Here is an 18020-nt window from a genome sequence, read left to right on the forward strand (position 1 = left end):
ATTTCTTCCAACACCCCTCAACCGTCTTGGCGCTACGCGCCAATCCACCTTCTCCCACAGGGGGAGAAGGGAAAAGGCTCCTAAACCAGCGGCTTCAGCGCCACCCAAACCGCGCCGCCGATCAGGCCGAGGAAGATCAGCCAGCCGACCTGGTTGTTCGATCTGAACAGCCTCAGGCACTGGTCCGGATCGTCGATGTCGAGCACGCCGATCTGCCGCGCCAGATGGGCGCCGGCGGCAATCAGCCCGGCGAGCGCCGGCACCGGTGCCTGCGCCGAGGCGAAAGCAATGGCGAAGCAGACCAGCGCTCCGCCATAAAGTCCGGCAAGCCAGCCCTTGGTGTTGTCGCCGAACAGGCGCGCCGTCGAGCGCACGCCGACGATGGCGTCGTCCTCCTTGTCCTGATGCGCATAGATCGTGTCATAGCCGATCACCCACAGGATCGAGCCGATATAGAGCATGATTGCCGGCCCATCGAGATCGCCGAACTCGACCGCCCATCCCATCAGCGCCCCCCAGGAAAAGGCAAGACCGAGAACCAGTTGCGGCCAATTGGTGTACCGCTTCATGAACGGGTAGATGGCGACGATGACCAGCGAGCCGATGCCGAGCAAGATGGCCAAGCTGTTGAACTGCAAAAGCACGGCGAGGCCGACCAGTGCCTGCAAGACAACAAACATCCAGGCCTGCCGGCGCGTAACCTTGCCGGCCGGCAGCGGTCGCGAGCGTGTGCGTTCCACCTGGTTGTCGATGTCCTCGTCGACTAGGTCGTTGTAGGTGCAGCCGGCGCCACGCATGGCGAACGCGCCAAGAAAAAACAGCAGCAGATACCACGGCGACGGCAGCAGCGAGAGCAGCGGGTCCGTCGGACGCGGATAGGCGCTCGCGGCAAGTGCAGCCGACCACCAGCATGGCCACAGCAGCAATTGCCAGCCGATCGGCCGGTCCCATCGGGCAAGCTGCGCATAGGGCCACAACCCCCGCGGCAGCGCGCGATAGACCCAGTGGCCGCTCGGCGCATCGGCGACGCGGCCCTGGGCCGCTTTCGACTGGACGGTTTCCATTTTGCTGGAGTGGCAGCAGAGGCGAATGCCGTCAAGCGTCAAGCAGGCCGGATCCGCTCGCGGCGCGGAATCGCCGCCGCGGACAGCCAAATGTCTTGACCCGCCGCCCGGGGCGCAATAGCGCAGTCCTGATCGGAACGGGCAAGGAATCCAGGCATGCGTGTTTTGCTGATCGGCTCCGGCGGACGAGAACATGCGTTGGCCTGGAAGATGGCGGCGTCGCCGCTGCTGACCAAACTCTACGCGGCGCCCGGCAATCCGGGCATCGGCGGCGAAGCCGAACTGGTGAGGCTCGATGTTTCGGATCATGCAGCGGTGGTCCGGTTTTGCCGCGAGAAAGAAATAGACCTCGTCGTGGTCGGCCCGGAAGGGCCGCTGGTCGCCGGCATTGCCGACGACCTTCGCGCCGAGGGCATCCGCGTCTTCGGCCCGTCAAAGGCAGCGGCACGGCTGGAAGGCTCGAAGGGGTTCACCAAGGACCTCTGCGCCAAATACGGCATCCCGACCGCCGCCTATGGCCGCTTCGGCGATCTGGCTTCGGCCAAGGCCTATGTCGAGAGAATGGGTGCGCCGATCGTCATCAAGGCCGACGGCCTCGCTGCCGGCAAGGGCGTCACCGTCGCCATGACGCTTGACGAGGCGCTGGCCGCGCTCGACGCCTGTTTCGACGGCTCCTTCGGCCAGGCCGGCGCCGAAGTGGTGGTCGAGGAGTTTCTCAGCGGCGAAGAGGCAAGCTTCTTCTGCCTTTGCGACGGCATCACCGCGCTGCCCTTCGGCACCGCGCAGGATCATAAGCGCCTCAGTGACGGCGACACCGGCCCCAACACCGGCGGCATGGGCGCCTATTCGCCGGCGCCGGTGATGACGCCGGAGATGATCGACCGAACCATGCGCGAGATCGTCGAGCCGACCATGCGCGGCATGGCTGAAACAGGCGCGCCGTTTTCCGGCGTGCTGTTCGCCGGGCTGATGATATCAGACAGCGGGCCGAAGCTGATCGAATACAACAACCGTTTCGGCGACCCGGAATGCCAGGTGCTGATGATGCGGCTGAAGGACGATCTCCTGGTCCTGCTCAACGCCGCCGCCGACGGCCAACTGGCGCACACCTCGGTGCGCTGGCGCGACGAGGCGGCGCTCACCGTGGTGATGGCAGCCAGGGGTTATCCCGGCACGCCGGAAAAGGGCTCGGTCATTCGCGGCGTCGAGGCGGCGGCAGGTGAGGGCGTCGAGATTTTTCACGCCGGCACCGCAATCAACGGCGGCGCACTCGTCGCCAATGGCGGTCGCGTGCTCAACGTCACGGCGACCGGCCGCACCGTCGGCGAGGCGCAGAAGAAGGCTTACGCCGCGCTCGACCGGATCGACTGGCCGCAAGGCTTTTGCCGCCGCGACATTGGCTGGCTGGCGGTGGCGCGCGAGCAGGCGAACTGACGCTTCAGGCGGCCCTCAGCCTCAGCGCAGGCCGCGGCCGAATACGGACGAGACGCTGCTGACCGCATCGGCGGTGGGGGCAATTCCAGACACCGATGCCAGGCGCTCTTCGTTTCGCGTCCAGGCAACATATTCGGCAATCCCGCGCGGAAGGCTCGGCGCCGCCTTCGCCGCAGGCATTTGAAAGCCGCTGCTGAACCTGGCCAAGCGCGTCCTAAATACCGCGACCAGTTGCTCGAGGCTCGCGGGTGCTGCCACTGTGGCATAGGTCATGGCAGTGCCGGCGAGCCCCGCCTCGCGTGAGAGCGGCACCGGTATCGAGGCGAGATAATCCGGCTGCACGTCGATCAGGCCGCCGAACGGCCACTGTGCGCGCAATTCCGTCGCGTTCATCGGCGCGACGCTGACATCGATATCGTTGGGCGTGCCCGCAACCCTGTAGGGACAGCGGAACCGGCCGCAATTTGCTCGCGCCGAAAACTGCCAGAGCGCATAGCCCTGCCAGTTGCCCATCGGAAAATGCACATCGATGTCTGGCTTATAACGCGCGTACCACAGCGGCAACCGGGACAGGAGCGGGTATTTATACTTATTGTCGGCGATATGCCTGGCGGTCGTGCCGTTGGTGTAGAGCACCGGAAAGCGGCCAACCCGACGATGCACATGGCGCACGAATTCCTCGGCATCCTCGAGCGACATCCATTGGGTGGGATCATCGTCCTCGATGTCGAGGGCAAGCAGGTCATCCGGCCCGGGTTTCACGAAATTGATGAAATTATTGGCCTGTCCCACGGGGTTGCCAGGGCGGGCGAGATGATAGGCACCCCATTTCAGGCCCAGCGCCTTGGCCACCACCTTGCGCGTCTGGAACAGTTCCTGTGCCATCGCATGGCGCTTCCAAAGCGTCTTGCACAGACGCATCTCGGTCTCGTCGCCGAAACAGAAATAGGGTGGCGGCATTCCGTCGGATGCCTTGTTGATGAAGCCGACAAGACGCTTGTCGGCAGCTAGCCGGGTCCAGTCAATGGAATTGTATTCGTAGGCGTCGACGACCAGCGCCCGGTCCGCATCCTTCCACGGTTCGGAGAAATCCGAGGCCCTTGCCGGCGTCAGCGCCAGGGTTATCGCGGCCGCGACAAGGAGAAGCGCTGAGCGGACAAGGGGGTGCGCCGGCGTTTTCAAACAGCAGGTCCTTGCTGGCCAAAGCCAGATCCTGAACCGCCATGGTTAAGGAAATGCTTTCGATCGCGGCCCGCGGATGCCACGGCTCGGACAGCTTCTCCGTCGATGGTCTTGATGGTTGTCACTGGCGAGAGGGGATATGAAACGGATTTAGCGCCGGCACTTGCGACAGCGTTCCCTCGGCCTCGCGTTTGCGATGAGGGGTCAGCGAGCATGGTGGTGAGCACAATGTGCCGCGATCCGACCAATAGGCTGCGCCGTTCTCGACCTTACCTTCATGATAGCAAAAACCGGCCGCCCGCCAAAGCAGGCGCATTCGATGCAGCGATGGGCGTCAGGTCTGCGAGCACGAGGCAATCCTATTTCGGTATTCTGCTCTATCTTGGCGAATTTAGCCTGCGTCGTGGCAATTGCAAAATCCACGTGACAAAGTTTGACGTTTACGTAAAAAGAAGATGGACAGGGAACTCCGAAAGCTGATGATTTTGCGCCGGCACGGGTCTTAACTTGGCCTGCCGGACTGAGGAGAGCCAGGCTGAGGAGAAGCGAGCGCCATGTATCGGGCACCGGTCGAGGAAATCGCCTTCACCCTGAAGCATGTCGCCGGCTTGAAGGCGGCGCTCGATGCCGGCACCTTTGGCGAACTCGGCGAAGACCTCGTCGACGCCATTCTGGCCGAGGCCGGCCGTTTCGCCAGTGAGGAGGTGGCGCCGCTCTATGAGATCGGCGACCGGCAAGGCGCGGTGCTCAACGGCGCTGCCGTCACCACGCCAACCGGCTGGAAGGAACTTTATCGCCGCTGGATAGATGGCGGCTGGAACGCGCTGTCCGCGCCGGAAGCGTATGGCGGCCAGGCGCTGCCGGCCATGCTCGGCGCCGCCGCGCTCGAAATGTGGAACTCCGCCTCAATGGCGTTCGGCATCGCTCCGACGCTGACCATGGGTGCGGTCGAAGCACTCGACAAGCACGGCTCGCAAGCGCTCAAGGCCAAATATCTGGAAAAGCTGGTCTCTGGCGAATGGATGGGCACTATGAACCTGACCGAGCCGCAGGCCGGCTCGGACCTGAATGCCTTGCGAACCCGTGCCGAGCCGGCCGGCGACGGCACCTACCGCATCTTCGGGCAAAAGATCTTCATTACCTATGGCGAGCACGATTTCACCGACAACATCATCCATCTGGTGCTGGCGCGGCTGCCGGACGCGCCGGCCGGCACGCGTGGCCTTTCGCTGTTCCTGGTGCCGAAATTCCTGGTTGGCGACGATGGCGCGCTGGGCGGGCGCAATGACGTCTTCTGCTCCGCGCTGGAGCACAAATTGGGCATCCACGCTTCGCCGACCTGCACCATGATCTATGGCGATGGCTTCGAGGGCAGCACGCCCGGCGCGATTGGCTGGCTGGTCGGCGAGGAGAACAAAGGCCTCGCCTGCATGTTCACCATGATGAACAATGCGCGCCTTGCCGTCGGCATGCAGGGCGTCGCGGTCGCCGAGGCGGCGACGCAGAAGGCGCTGGCCTACGCCAATGATCGCCGGCAAGGCAAGGCGGCAAGCTATCGCGGTGCCGGCATGGCGCCGATCGTGCATCACCCCGACATCCAGCGCAGTCTTCTGACTATGAAGGCGCTGACCCAGATTGCCCGCGCCATCTGCTATTCCTGCGCCTACGCCATCGATCTCGCGTCCGCGAGCGAGGATGCAAAGCACTGGCAGGAACGCGCCAATCTTTTGACGCCGCTGGCCAAGGCGTTTTCCACCGATGTCGGCGTCGAAGTCGCCTCGCTTGGGCTTCAGGTGCATGGCGGCATGGGGTTCATCGAGGAGACGGGGGCTGCAGCGCTTTATCGCGACGCACGCATTGCGCCCATTTACGAAGGCACCAATGGCATCCAGGCAATCGATCTGGTGACGCGCAAACTGCCGCTCGGCGGCGGTCGGCATGTGCATGGCTACATCGCCGAGCTCAAGGCCGTCGCCGATGCGGTGCGAGCGTCGAACCTTGAAGGCTTCGGCAGCACCGCCGATCGCCTCGACCAGGCGCTCGACGACCTCACACAGGTGACCTGTTTCCTGCAAGACCTGCAGGCCGAAGGCCGTTCCGACGAGGCGCTGGCCGGCGCCACGCCTTATCTCAGGCTGATCTCGCTTGCCGCTGGCAGCGCCTATCTGGCGCGCGGTGCGCTTGCCGACCAAAACCGCATCGCGCTTTGCCGGTTCTTCGCCGAGAACCTGCTGGGCGAGGTGGGCGCGCTGAAGGAGCGCGTCATCGGCGGCGCCGACAGCCTTGGCGTTGCCGGCAAGTCGCTGATTTCCGCCTGACGTTCGCAAACGCCCGAAATTCACAAAGGACAATCCGTGACAGACCACATCCTCGTCGAACGCCAGGGCGCCATCCAGATCATCCGCATCAACCGTCCGGACAAGAAGAACGCCCTGACCCGCGCCATGTATGCGACAATGTCGGCGGCTCTTACCGGCGGCGACGCCGATCCGGCGATCCGTGTCCATGTCTTTCTCGGCGTGCCCGGTGCCTTCTCGTCCGGCAACGACCTTGCCGATTTCATGGTCATCGCCTCGGGCGGCGAAGCCGGTACCGAAGTCTGGGATTTCCTGATGGCGTTGGCCAAAGTGGAAAAGCCCATGGTTTCCGGCGTCGACGGGATTGCGGTCGGCATCGGCACCACGCTCAACCTGCATTGCGACCTGACGTTCGCCACGCCGCGCACAATATTCCGGACGCCCTTCGTCGATCTCGGCCTTGTGCCGGAGGCCGGTTCGAGCCTGCTCGCACCGCAGATCCTCGGCCGGCAGGGCGCTTTCGCGCTGCTTGGCCTTGGCGAGGGCTTTTCGGCCGAGCGGGCGAAGGCCGCCGGGCTGATCTACGAGGTGGTCGAGGAAGACGCACTCGAAGCATCGGTATTGGCGGCGGCGGGCCAGATCGCGGCCAAGCCGCCGCAAGCGCTGAGGATCGCGCGAGACCTGATGCGCGGCTCGCGCGAAGACCTTGTCGAGCGCATCGGCCAGGAAAGCCAGCATTTCCGCGAGCGGCTCAAATCCGATGAAGCCCGCGCCGCCTTGACCGCCTTCTTGACCAGGAAAAAGGCCTAGACCTTCTGGCCTTGTCTCGCATCGTGGACCCGCCGGCAGCAACCGGCGGGTTTTCTCGCCATGCTCTCTTTGTCACATCGCCATTTTTTTACATTCGGCCTGGGCCTTTGCCGAAGACGTGTCGATCATGAATGTCTTGCCTTTGGCGTCGGTCATCAACATCATGCAATGCTTGATCGGTTTCGCCATTTTCATCATTTCGGCGCTCATCTTCGCGTCGGGCATCATGGTGCCCATATGCCCATCGGGCATGATCGCCATGACCTCGCCACCCTTCATCACCGTCATTGTCCCCATCGCGTCCTCCGCAAAGGCTTGCGAAGCGAAAAGGCCGGCAAGACCGGCTATCGTGACCAACCTGAGTGAATGCATTGCGTCCTCCTGAATTTGCGCCAGCGGCGCGTTGAGCCCTTCCCTGGTTCGTCCCCGCAAGCTGGAACGTTTCACGCACACGAGATCGTGAAGTGAGATCGGAAGCGCCAGGTCTCTGGAGCCCGGGAGTTCCGGGTGGTTCGGCGCAGGCGGTATGGCCTGACCTGGGTGCCGAGCGACTTACAAGGCCTAAGCCACCGCTGGGCGGCGTGCATGACGGTGAGGATTTCGACAGTCTCGCCGTCGACGCGATGAGGGATGATATACGGCTTCGACCAAGACGAGTTCCCGTGTCCCGTTGATGCGCCCGACACGCCCCATCGCGGTTGTTCGGCGAGATGTCCCGCCGCCGTTACGATGCGCGCAATGACTCTCGCGGCGGCCTCGGGATTGTCTTTCTCGCCATGCGCGCCGATTTCATCAAGCCGCCGCAGCGCCCGCTCGGTTTAGCGGATTGACTGTGGCTTATGCCTGGCGGGTCGACTTGACGTATTTCCCGACAACAGCCTCTACCTCGCCGGCACTGGCAAAATCGCCGCGCGAGGCTTCAGCCAATCCTGCCTCTATTTCGGCGAGTTGCCATTCCTCACGGGCTACAAAATCCTCGATGGCCTGCGCAGCCACATAGGAGTCACTCCTGCGATTGAAACAGCGCGGCATCGTCCCCTACGGATAAAGCCTCACCTTGTCCCAGCCGCCCTCGGCGTTGCGCGAAAAGACGACACGGTCGTGCAGCCGGAACGGACGGTCGTGCCAGAACTCGATGCTCTGCGGCACGATGCGAAAGCCTGACCAGTGTTTTGGCCGCGGGATCTCGCCGATCGCATGGCGCGCCGTGTATTCGGCGACCGCCTTTTCCAGCGCGAAGCGGCTCTCCAGCGGCCGCGACTGTTTGGAGGCCCAGGCGCCGATGCGGCTGCCGCGCGGACGCGTCGCGTAATAGGCGTCGGCTTCGGCGTCGGTGACGATCTCCACCGGGCCGCGCGCTCGCACCTGCCGGCGCAGCGATTTCCAGTGGAAGCACATCGCCGCTTTCATGCTGCCAAGGATCTCACGGCCCTTGGCGCTCTCGAAATTCGTGTAGAAGACAAATCCGCCCTCATCGAACCCCTTGAGCAGCACCATACGCACATTCGGCATGCCTTCGGCATCAACGGTCGCCAGCGCCACGCTGTTGGGGTCGTTGATCTCGCTCTTCGTCGCGTCGTCGAGCCACGCCGCAAAGAGCCGGAACGGCTCCGCCGCCTCGGTAAAGTCACCGCTTGTTAACCCGGTTTCGCTCATAGTTTTCCCAAATTTGTCGCCGGCTGGGGAGATTGCCGATTGTCGCGTATCGCGCAAGCTTTTGACAGTGGGCAATGGAGCGTTATCGCTTCGGCCAGCGCCAAAGCCATGATCGTGATAATCGTCCTGCCGCTTACCGCCTGTGGCGGCGGCGGCTTCAGCCTGGAGCAGGCGGAGGTCGACCGCTCGGTGCTGACCTCGAGCACGCCGGCCTCAGTCACGCCGCTCGATCAGGACCGCGCCTCCGATCAGGCCACGATCCGCAACGCCGTGTCCTCCGCCGACGTCGAGCAACTGGCTGGGCAGGCCGTTCCCTGGGCGAATGCCGACACCGGCTCGCGCGGCTCCATCACCGAGCTCGCGGAATTCAGGGCTAACGGTGAGACATGCCGTCGCTTCACCGCGTCGCGCGAGAGCTTCGACGGCGTCGCGCTGTTCAAAGGCGAAGTATGCCTGGCCGGCGGCAGCGCCTGGCGAATGCAGGACTTCAAGGCGCTCTGATTTTCCGCCGGCGATATAGTGGTAAGCCACTGGAATTTCTTCCTATGCAAGCGCATATAGGAGGCGATCATGGAACCACTCCTTCTCCAGGGCAGTAAGCATGCGCGACCCCTATGAGGTGCTGGGCGTTGCCAAGAACGCATCGGCCAAGGACATAAAATCGGCGTACCGGAAGCTCGCCAAGAAGTATCATCCGGACCAGAATCCGGATCCCAAGGCAAAGGAGCGTTTTGCCGCCGCCAACCAGGCTTACGAGATCGTCGGCGACGAGAAGAACCGCGCGGCTTTCGATCGCGGTGAGATCGACGCCGAAGGCAAACCGCGGTTCCAGGGTTTCGAGAGTGCGGCCGGCGGCGCCGATCCTTTCGCCGGTTTCCGCCGGCAGCAAGGGCCGGGCGGCGCGCATTTCGAATTCCGCACGGGCCGTCCCGGCGGTGACCCGTTCGACGGCAACAGCGACATCTTCAGCCAGATCTTCGGCGATGCTTTCAGCCAGCAGCGCGGTGCCGGCATGGGCGCCGGCCGCCGGATGCCGACCGCAGCCGACCTCAACGTGACGCTGGACGTCACCATCGAGGAGGCCGCAACCGCCGAGAAAGTGACGGCGATGTTCCCCGACGGCCGCAAGATGGCGGTCAAGTTGCCGGCCTATGTCGAGGACGGCCAGACCATCCGCCTGAAAGGCCAGGGTGAGCAAGGACCGGGCCAGCCGGGCGATGCGCTGGTTAAAATCCGTTTCCGCCGGCACCCGCGCTACCGCGTCGAGGGGCGCGACCTGCATGTCGACCTGCCGGTGGAACTGGCCGATGCGGTGCACGGCGCCAAGGTGGCGGTCGAAACCCCGACCGGCAGGATTGCGGTCAACGTCCCCCCTTGGTCGAGCTCGGACAAGGTTCTGCGGCTGAAGGGCAGGGGCCTGCCGGAAAAGGCCGGCGGTCACGGCGACCTCTACGCGCACGTGCGGCTGATGCTGCCGGAAGGCGGCGACGCCGAGCTCGAGGCGCTGATGCGCCGGCGAAAGGGCTGACGATCGAAAAGGCCGGCGCTTGATGCCGTGTGGAAAAGCGGACTTGCGGACGCTTCTGCTATACACCGAACGTCTTGATTGGGCCAGGAGCGTTGTCGCCGAACTACTGCTCAGACGTCGCGTTTGGAGCCGCGAGCGGAAGGGCAGCTTATGGAGCTTCATAGATGAGAGCGACGTTCAAGCCACGAAGCGCCGTGAGCGTAGATCGGAGCGCTCGCGACTGCAGAACGGGAATCCCAATTTCCGTCGCAAATCTCTGGAGCTTTGTCGGCTCCTGCAACAGGGGTAGGTTAGCTTATCTCGTAAGGAATAAAGCCACCGGTTTGGTGTTTCCACAGACGGGCAAACAGGGCCATCCTGTCCCACCAGTTCGTCCGGCCCGCCTTCTTCCACGATGCGTCCCTGATCGAGCACAACTATCCGCTCCATCCTGGCAATCGTGGAGAGGCGACCTGCGATGGCGATCACCGGGGTCGAGTTTGTCCGTGTGGGTTCTGTGCCCGAAAGGTAAGGCCGTAGTCACTGCCTTTACAACGAGCCGAACTGGTTGCACTGTACTGCTTCGCACCGAATTTGAGCACGGCCTTCTGCAGGAGGGATCAATGGCAGGCGTGGAATCGATATATTTCACCGTGACGGTTAGTGATAAATTTTTGAGAATAACAGACAAACTACCATTTCCCGAGCCGCCGCCGACGGAGTTTTTCCTGAAAGTCCGTGATGCCAAACGTGAGGTGGCCGTTACGACCCAAGGCAATAACGTCGGCAGTGTCGATGTCTATGTGAGCAAGAACGAGAAAGATTGGCTTGTACACGAAGAGAATATGGAGGTCGAGGCTGACAGCACATACAATATTGATGACAAAGCTTTCCCGCCACCGCCACCCTCGAAGTCGAAGCAAGAAGCCGCCAAGGAAGATACCAAGAACTAACTTTGGCTCCCCCCTCCGCGGCTTAGCCGGCCGCCGCGATGTGCCAGCATGAAGCTGTTCCCGTAAGTGTTTGGGCTGCGGTTGCCGGGAAGGTTTGCATTCAAGATGATTTCTTCGGCGAAGTCAGTACTTGTGGCAAGTTCCATGATCGGGGTTTTCTTTGTAACTCCCCACATGACGTATCCCAGGTCATCAAATCCGCATCCTGTCGCGGCGGTTTCTCGTGACGTTGGATGAAAAATGAGTAGTTTTGGTTTGTCATTGCGGTAGCATTGACCTTCAAAGGCATATCCATAGACGACAGCAATCACCTCCTTGGTTGGAATTATAGGCTCGAGGTCATCGCGTTTCTTGACAATGGACATGCGAAGTAAGTTTTCATTCAACGGCAAAGTCGCTGTTCTGTGACTAACTTTGCCCACATTATCGAAATTCAACCTGACGCCATAGAGCGTAATCTGATCCGGCGAATAGTTTTGCGCGCTGGGTGGCGCAGGAATATCGGACGACATAATGCTTCTCCCTCCAGTATTGTTTGGCGATCGACCTGGCCCACCGCCCGGGCCAGATGGTTTAAGTGGGTTGCCTGTCGGCGTTGGTGACTTTGGCATCCCTTTCTCCTTCAAAAAATCTCGCGCCAGGCGAAGTTGTCGACAAGGCTGTCAGCGAAGCGGCGCGCACGCCCGCTTTCGCAGGCAACAACCATCGCCTCGGCTGCTTCGCGATAGTCCAGTGCATGCGGATCAAGCTCTTCCCACGACCGCACCAGGATCTCGCCCACTAGGTCGCGGGCTTCTTCCAATGCCGATTTCAATGCGAAGAGGCGGCCGTCATTGGCGGCGAGTGAAACCGAAAGCAGGTCTTCGACCTCTTCTTCGGAAAGCTCACTCCTGAGATCACGAAAGTCACGCGGATCCAGATCGGACAGCCCGCGTTCGAACAGCAGCACCTGGTAGATCTCGATAAGGATGTCGAAGAGTGCGCCCGCGAAGGGCTTGGAAAGGTCATGCACTTCCGTGCTGACGTCGCTCATCCGCAGCGAGTGGCTGAACCGTCGGACCTGCTTTTCGTCGGAGAGCTCGCCGAAGCGGTCCAGTTCGTTGTTGATCAGGAGGTTGCCGCGCGTGCGCCGCAAAAGCAAATCCAGCGCAGTATCGAAGTGCAGGAGCGAGATCAGCGCGATGAAATCGGCCACTGCCTCGTGGTAGGCGAAGTATTCATGCGGCGGATCGAAACGGGGAACTCCCATGACGCCGAAAATCACCAGATGCCCGATCTCGTGTGCAACAGCATCGAAGTTGAGCGCGAAGGGCTGCGTGGTTCCGCGGGCCTCATCGATCCCCATCTCCAGAAAGCCGTAACCCGACTGGGCGTTGTCCCAGTTCAGCCGCGGCACAATCTCGAGACGCGGATAGGTCGGTTCGAAGAACCAGGGAATCTCGCGCCCCACATAGCTCTCGCAGATGTCGAGCACCCGCCGCACGCAAGCGTAGGCATGCGCCGCCTCGAACTCCGGTGTGCCCAGCGGAATGTTGTCGAAGTGCCCGTCTGGGCCGGCTACCGCAGGCGGCCTGAGGGCACCGGCGTAAGGAGGCAGGTAAGGAAACTGGTATGGCTGCTTTTCAAGCAACGGGTCGATCACATACATCCGTCGGTCGGCTGGCCCGGGGCCGATCGCGTCAGGCGGCGTGGAGACCCAAATCATCTCGGGCCGTTCGTAACCCTGAATGAAAGGAGGTTGGGGAAAAACAAGAAAGCGTGTTCCAAGGCGCGAAGCCGCGGATCCAATACCCGACTGCCATCTTGCACTGGCGCCCATGCAGGCAGTCCCACCCCTCTCCTGAAAGGACAGTCTGAAGTATTCCTGTTAGATCAAAATCCATCCCGTTCCGCAAGAACAGACCCAATGTCGTCGTCCCACAGCCCGGCCGCGCCGAGGTCATAGGCCCAAGCTTCGGTCAGGGTGAAAGGCGGGGTCATCGGCGCATGCGCCAGAAGTTCAGGGCAGCATGCAAGTTTCGCCAGCAAGCCGGTTGCGTCTTCGCGTTTGCGGTCGATCGCCGATCGGGGGAGCCAGTCAGCAAGCCGATCCAGGGCCGTTGCGGATTTGCTGGGCAGAGAAGATCGCGCCTCCGCGAGCAGCCTCGGATAGCTGCGATCGACGAAGTGCGTGTCCCGCGCCAGCACTTCCAGAGATCGCCTTTCCACGGCGTTGATGATGCCTGCTCGCAATGCCCGCTTTAGCGTAAGGCGTATGTTGATAAGCGCTTCGCTCAGGGCCGCCGCGCCGAGTTCAGTAGGACACATCGCTACCGCGACTTCATCGTCGTCGGCGAGCGGCGTCAACGCGTACCATCGGTAGATGAAGCCATGGCCCTGCATGCCGAACGCCGCCAGTTCAGCGGCGCGGAGCGCGCCCATGCTTGCCGCCCCGAACACCGGAATTCCGTTTCCCAACGCCCACAGGATTTCCTTGTGACGAACTGCCGGTACCTTCCCGAACGAACCGTCGATGAGGATTATCGCTTTCGGTTGATAGGCTCTCATTGCGCGGACGATCGAACCCTGTTCGGCGGGCGGTAGATAAACGGCGTCGAGGATGGCTGCCGCTTGGGCACGCGGCAGTGTCGGTCCGAGGAAAATGACCGGCTTGTCCGCCATCCCTATCCTCTGATGAGGTCTTTGAGCGGAGGGGCGACGAGACGGACAATCTCGATATCGGGATCCGTGCTGCTATGGAGCGGCACGACAAGGGCCGCCTGCGCTCCGGCGCGCCTTAGCGATTTGAGAACGGCGTCGAGCTTGCTGGCGCCTGAGGTCGGTCCGACGCTATCGGCGGGAAGCGTGGTGGCGTTCCCTGGCACCCGGAACGAGCGTCGACGCGTGTCCAGGTCCACTCGGTCGTACCACTCGGGATAAGCGGCACGTGTAATATCTTCACGGGCACCGGCGAGCGCGGTTACCCGGGCCTGTGCCGCCTCCATCAGTGCCTTGGCCAAGGCGCCATCATGGGTAAAGTCGCACGCAAACCCCTCGCCCGGCAGCGGCGCAATCTCCTGATGCGCTTCCGATTCCATTACGGCGCAGCGAAAGACCGGCAAATCATGATCGCCTGGGACGAGCCATATTCCGGCAACGAGATCCGCGGCTGCGAGGCTTGCCAGAATTCGCGACGAACGCGGACCGCCAATACGGGCGGGGTCGATACGAATTTCCGGAAAGGAACGTGGATACCGCTTGGCTCCTGCGATGCTCGCGCGCTCGATGATTTCTAGCGCTGCATGGGTGATCGCGGAAACTAGCGTTTGCCCGGCGGCGAGTCCGCGCGTGGATCGGGGAAACGCCACGGGATGCGGGGACGGAAGCGTGTAGATGGTATCGACCAGGGGGAGAGGAACTGGCAGCACCCGGCCGGTGAAAATATCATAACCGTCGGTCCACTGGAGTTGCAGTTGATCCCAGCCGGCGTCGAAGTCATGGACTCGGCAGCCGGCATAGAGGGCCCGAATCTCTTCTCCCAGAACGCGCGCGCTTGCGATCCTGATGCGCTCATGCGAGACCTGCTCCGCTGCCCATCCTTCGAGCGCTTCCATCAGTGCCCCGGCCGCTGCCTCTATGAGGGTTTCACCCTTGCCCTGGGAGACAGCGTTGGAGAGCGACAATGGCCGCACGGCTTGAGCAACCGCCACGCCGGCGCGATCAAGGCGGGTCAACGATCCGATCCGCGTTATGCCAAAACGTCTCCGGACGGAGAAAAGCCCGCGGGCGAGCTTCTCGGTGGCTGCGGAGTCTGTGCACTGGGCATCGCCAAGGGCGGAGAGTTCGCGGTCGAGCCTAAGACCGATCTCATTCGCAGGAATGGCAAGCGCCTGCGCAAAGCCGGTGTCGGACTTCACAGCCGGAGCCGATCGAGGTCCAGCCGCACGCGTGACGCCAGGGGTGCGGCCCGCTGTTCGGTGCTGACTTCGAGCGCTCGACGAAGGTCGGCCATCACCGCCTCCTGCGATTCGCCAAGGGTATGACGGAGCACACCGCGCTGCCGTAGCAACTCAGCAAGCCAGAACACTTGCCCACTGCTGGTCGAAGCTGCGATGATGCTATCCAGTATCGACAAGGCCTCGTCGTTGCGTCCAGCGCGTTCTAACAACTCCGAACGCATGCCCTCAAAAACGGGGGCACCCTCGTAGGTCGCGATCTCGCGCCAGCGTGTCAGCTCGGTTTCGAATGCCACTACGCCAGCTGCCGCGTCCCCGCTCATACCCTGCGCCCAGGCACGGAACAGCGCCGCCTTGGCGAGTACACCCGGCGTTGCCCGCCCGAGTTCTCCGATCCTTTCGGAGACCGCAATCACACCGGGATGGTCGTTTCGATATCGTTTCAGCTCGATCTCGAACTCCAGTGCATGCAACATGCTGTTCGGATGATTGATGTGCTCGGCCCATCGTTTGGCAGCGATTATACTTTCGGAAGCCCCATTGTCGTCGCCTACGAACCACAGGGAGAACGCACGTTCGCCCAGGCCGCAGACCTTGGCGTCATGACCTCCGTAACGGCCGCGGTTGAAACATGCGCGATCCTCGTCGTAAAGAACGAGACCCTGCTCGACGCATTTTAGGCAGTGCGAATGCAGCCCGGCATCAATGTTGGTCGCCCATGCGCAATGCAGCGACTGAAGCCGGACCTCAGGATCTGCAGAGCCTTCAAGGTCCTGCACGAGGATGTCGGATCTTGCGCGCTGTGTCTGGTAGTCGGGCGCAGTGAACCACCAACCCCAGTAAAGCGGGAACCATTCTGCACGATCCCGATCCTTAACCGTGGCGCACAGCGATACGCCGCGCTCATAGATCGCACGCGCTTGCTTGCTGCCTCTACCGAAAAGCGCTGCAACGACCGGCCCGCGAACTGTGAGGAGGCGAAGCAGCTGCTCATTCGACTCGGCATTCCTGCCGGCCTGAGCGAGTTGTTTCTCAGCGAAATCCAGCAGGTTTTCTGCCTCCTGCATTGCTGACCGAACATCGCAAGCCTCTGCCGCCTGAATAGCGTGGCGCGCCGCCTGCACAGGCTGTCCGGCCTGCCCGAAATGCCATGCCATCGTCTCGTCGGAGAGCGGCGGAACAACACCTGATTGAATGAGATTTACAACGCTTGTGTGGATTTCCTGCCGCTCGGATTTCAGGAGGCTTTCGTAGGCCGCTTCCTGGATCAGCACGTGGCGGAAGCGAATTTCCATACCGCCAGACTTCCGACGGACAATCCCGGCTTGGACAAGACCTTCGATTGCTTCGTCCAGAGGTATGGCAAGAGGCCCAAGTTCAAGCACACAAGCCAGCAGTTTCCGTCGGAACTGTCGCCCTAGGACGCTTGCGATTTGGGCGACACGTCTCAATGGCCCCAAGCTGGCGAGGCGGGCTGCGAGAAGATCCCGGAGATCCAGAATGCTATCCGCACGAAGCAACGCCTCCAATCCGGCCCGATCTGGCAAGCCAGCCTTCGCTCGTTCACGGATCCAAAGCGCCAGCTGTTCGGCAAACAGGGGCACGCCATCGCTCTTCTCGTAGATAAAGGCGACCAGTTCATCTGGTGGCGAATAATCCTCCCAGATCGTGCTGAGCAGCTCCGCGGTAGCTTGAGCAGTCAGGCCAGACAAGGCGACGGCAAGCACGTTTGGATCGCCGAAACCGTCCGGCGCGATAGCCTCGCGCGACGTTACTGCGGCAAGAATCGGCCGTGTTTCGATCCACCGGCTCAGCTTGGCGACAAGTGCTTTGGTGAGCGTGTCTGCCCAGTGAACGTCCTCGATTATCAGGAGGAGCGGTCCAAGAACGGACGGCGACGTCAGAAGTGACAGCATGGCCTCGACAACACGCGCCCTGATCTCCTCGTTCGAGAGATCGACCTGCCAGGCTTGGCCAGCGCCCCCCTCCGTCTCGCCCGCGACAAGGAATGTGATGATCTCGGCATTCAACGCGCCAAGTTCCGAGCCATGTGACCGCAGGTAGCGCGTGACCGCATCCCGATCCGGGTCGGCGTTGCCGGTCGCGTCTGCGATTGCCTTTCTGAGAGGTTCTAGAAACGGGTGCAGCGGTTCCGAATTGCCGCGCGGCTGACATTGAAACACCAGGGTCCGCACACCCTTAGCGGCAAGATCACGGCGGAACTCGGCGATCAGCCGGGATTTTCCGATCCCGGGGTCGCCATGGAGAAGAATGAACTGGCCATTGCCGTTTGCGGCTCTAACCCAACGCCGGCCACACAATTCAAGCTCGTCTTCGCGACCGATTAGCGGCGCGGAAACGCGCCGATACGCTGTGAAGCGGTCGAACTGCTGCCGGCGAGTTAATGGCCGCCACAAAAGTACCGGTTCGCCAAATCCTTTCAGGTGCCTTGGACCGATCTCCTCGAATTCGAACGCGCCCATGGTAAGCCGATAGGTGGCTTCTGCGACAGCAACACTGTTCGGCGCTGCTTCGGACTGGATGCGCGCAGCCAGTGCCGGCGCGACGCCAATAATCTCGGTGGCGCCCGGAAGGTTCGTTTTCGAAGCGTCAGCGATGACGACCACACCTGTGGTGATGCCGACCCTTACCTTGAGGCTGGATTCGGACTGTCTCGCCAGTTTCTCGCACCACTCGACAATTTCGATTGCCGACGCGACCGCACATTCGGCGGCATCTTCCCTGGACTCGGGAAAGCCGAAATAGGCGCAGCCGCCGTCGCCATGAACCCGCTCGAGGTAGCCATTGTAGTCGCTGATCAATGCAGCCGCTCCATTGTGGAGCGAACGTTGCATAGCGCCGAATTCTTCGGGGTCCAGCTGATTTAGCAGAGTGGTCGAACCAACAATGTCATAGTACAGCGCGGTCACATGCCTGCGCTCCCCTGCAAGCGACCCGGTCTGAACTCGTTCCCTGGTGGTCATCGGACGTCCTGCAACACGCTGAGAGAGCCACGCGGCTTTCTCGGATGTTATCGAAGCTCCATCGTGAGCACTAAGGCTTAGAATAGTCCCATTGGCAACGGCATAATGGGTTCCTAGCCCACCCGTCTGCTATCCGTTCGCAATCCAGTCGTGATCATCAACGCGGGCTTTCAGTTCGCTGCAACGACAGGAATGGGG

At 62.0% G+C, this 18020-nt stretch carries 16 protein-coding genes and 1 pseudogene; 6 read left to right on the plus strand and 11 right to left on the minus strand.

What is annotated here, in order from left to right:
• Window positions 1-80: 80 nt before the first annotated feature.
• Window positions 81-1064 carry a 4-hydroxybenzoate octaprenyltransferase gene (gene ubiA / locus NKJ09_RS16355; RefSeq protein WP_023716876.1) on the minus strand — a complete coding sequence of 328 codons (984 nt, stop codon included), beginning with the start codon at window positions 1062-1064 and terminating at the stop codon, window positions 81-83.
• Between the two features lie 156 nt (window positions 1065-1220).
• On the opposite strand from ubiA, the gene purD reads away from it, so the two are divergent.
• Window positions 1221-2498, plus strand: a complete 1278-nt coding sequence (gene purD, locus NKJ09_RS16360; protein ID WP_352483726.1) for a phosphoribosylamine--glycine ligase — start codon at window positions 1221-1223, stop codon at window positions 2496-2498.
• 21 nt (window positions 2499-2519) lie between these two features.
• Here the strand turns inward: purD and NKJ09_RS16365 are convergent, their stop codons facing one another.
• Window positions 2520-3680, minus strand: coding sequence for a GH25 family lysozyme (locus NKJ09_RS16365; RefSeq protein ID WP_031193355.1), 1161 nt, complete (start codon window positions 3678-3680; stop codon window positions 2520-2522).
• Window positions 3681-4234: 554 nt separating this feature from the next.
• On the opposite strand from NKJ09_RS16365, the gene NKJ09_RS16375 reads away from it, so the two are divergent.
• Both NKJ09_RS16375 and NKJ09_RS16380 read left to right on the plus strand, forming a co-directional pair.
• Window positions 4235-5998, plus strand: a complete 1764-nt coding sequence (locus NKJ09_RS16375; RefSeq protein WP_352494387.1) for an acyl-CoA dehydrogenase family protein — start codon at window positions 4235-4237, stop codon at window positions 5996-5998.
• Between the two features lie 36 nt (window positions 5999-6034).
• Window positions 6035-6787, plus strand: a complete 753-nt coding sequence (locus tag NKJ09_RS16380) for a crotonase/enoyl-CoA hydratase family protein (protein ID WP_023716880.1) — start codon at window positions 6035-6037, stop codon at window positions 6785-6787.
• 72 nt (window positions 6788-6859) lie between these two features.
• Here the strand turns inward: NKJ09_RS16380 and NKJ09_RS16385 are convergent, their stop codons facing one another.
• The 4 genes and pseudogenes from NKJ09_RS16385 to pdxH form a co-directional block, all read right to left on the minus strand.
• Window positions 6860-7159, minus strand: a complete 300-nt coding sequence (locus NKJ09_RS16385) for a hypothetical protein (protein WP_023716881.1) — start codon at window positions 7157-7159, stop codon at window positions 6860-6862.
• A 71-nt stretch (window positions 7160-7230) separates the two neighbouring features.
• A complete protein-coding gene (locus NKJ09_RS16390; protein ID WP_348633202.1) occupies window positions 7231-7593 on the minus strand; it encodes a type II toxin-antitoxin system RelE/ParE family toxin in 363 nt (120 codons plus the stop codon).
• A 31-nt stretch (window positions 7594-7624) separates the two neighbouring features.
• Window positions 7625-7798 (minus strand): annotated as a pseudogene (locus NKJ09_RS16395) (CopG family ribbon-helix-helix protein); the annotation flags it as partial.
• 27 nt (window positions 7799-7825) lie between these two features.
• Window positions 7826-8443, minus strand: coding sequence for a pyridoxamine 5'-phosphate oxidase (pdxH, locus tag NKJ09_RS16400; protein WP_023716884.1), 618 nt, complete (start codon window positions 8441-8443; stop codon window positions 7826-7828).
• A gap of 39 nt (window positions 8444-8482) precedes the next feature.
• On the opposite strand from pdxH, the gene NKJ09_RS16405 reads away from it, so the two are divergent.
• From NKJ09_RS16405 to NKJ09_RS16415, 3 genes are all read left to right on the plus strand, one after another.
• The gene (locus NKJ09_RS16405; RefSeq protein WP_023716885.1) at window positions 8483-8944 is read left to right on the plus strand and encodes an RT0821/Lpp0805 family surface protein; all 462 of its coding nucleotides are present in this window, start codon (window positions 8483-8485) and stop codon (window positions 8942-8944) included.
• A 100-nt stretch (window positions 8945-9044) separates the two neighbouring features.
• Complete coding sequence (locus NKJ09_RS16410) at window positions 9045-9971, plus strand: DnaJ C-terminal domain-containing protein (RefSeq protein WP_023716886.1); 927 nt, start codon at window positions 9045-9047, stop codon at window positions 9969-9971.
• 602 nt (window positions 9972-10573) lie between these two features.
• Window positions 10574-10903, plus strand: coding sequence for a hypothetical protein (locus NKJ09_RS16415; protein WP_023716887.1), 330 nt, complete (start codon window positions 10574-10576; stop codon window positions 10901-10903).
• Here NKJ09_RS16415 and NKJ09_RS16420 read toward each other — a convergent pair.
• From NKJ09_RS16420 to NKJ09_RS16440, 5 genes are all read right to left on the minus strand, one after another.
• Window positions 10900-11415 (minus strand): hypothetical protein, encoded by a 516-nt coding sequence (locus NKJ09_RS16420; RefSeq protein ID WP_051409559.1) that lies wholly within the window; start codon window positions 11413-11415, stop codon window positions 10900-10902. The two genes, NKJ09_RS16415 and NKJ09_RS16420, sit on opposite strands and share 4 nt — an antisense overlap.
• 110 nt (window positions 11416-11525) lie before the next feature.
• Window positions 11526-12722, minus strand: a complete 1197-nt coding sequence (locus tag NKJ09_RS16425) for a gluzincin family metallopeptidase (RefSeq protein ID WP_023716889.1) — start codon at window positions 12720-12722, stop codon at window positions 11526-11528.
• Window positions 12723-12775: 53 nt separating this feature from the next.
• Complete coding sequence (locus NKJ09_RS16430; protein WP_023716890.1) at window positions 12776-13564, minus strand: TfuA-like protein; 789 nt, start codon at window positions 13562-13564, stop codon at window positions 12776-12778.
• Between the two features lie 2 nt (window positions 13565-13566).
• Entirely contained in the window at window positions 13567-14799 is a 1233-nt protein-coding gene (locus NKJ09_RS16435) for a YcaO-like family protein (protein ID WP_023716891.1), read from the minus strand.
• Window positions 14796-17822: an ATP-binding protein gene (locus NKJ09_RS16440; protein WP_031193359.1), complete on the minus strand. Its 3027-nt coding sequence runs from the start codon at window positions 17820-17822 to the stop codon at window positions 14796-14798. The genes NKJ09_RS16435 and NKJ09_RS16440 overlap by 4 nt, the downstream gene beginning before the upstream one ends.
• Window positions 17823-18020: the final 198 nt, after the last annotated feature.

Source organism: Mesorhizobium sp. M0189 (assembly GCF_040322135.1).
Classification (GTDB): domain Bacteria; phylum Pseudomonadota; class Alphaproteobacteria; order Rhizobiales; family Rhizobiaceae; genus Mesorhizobium.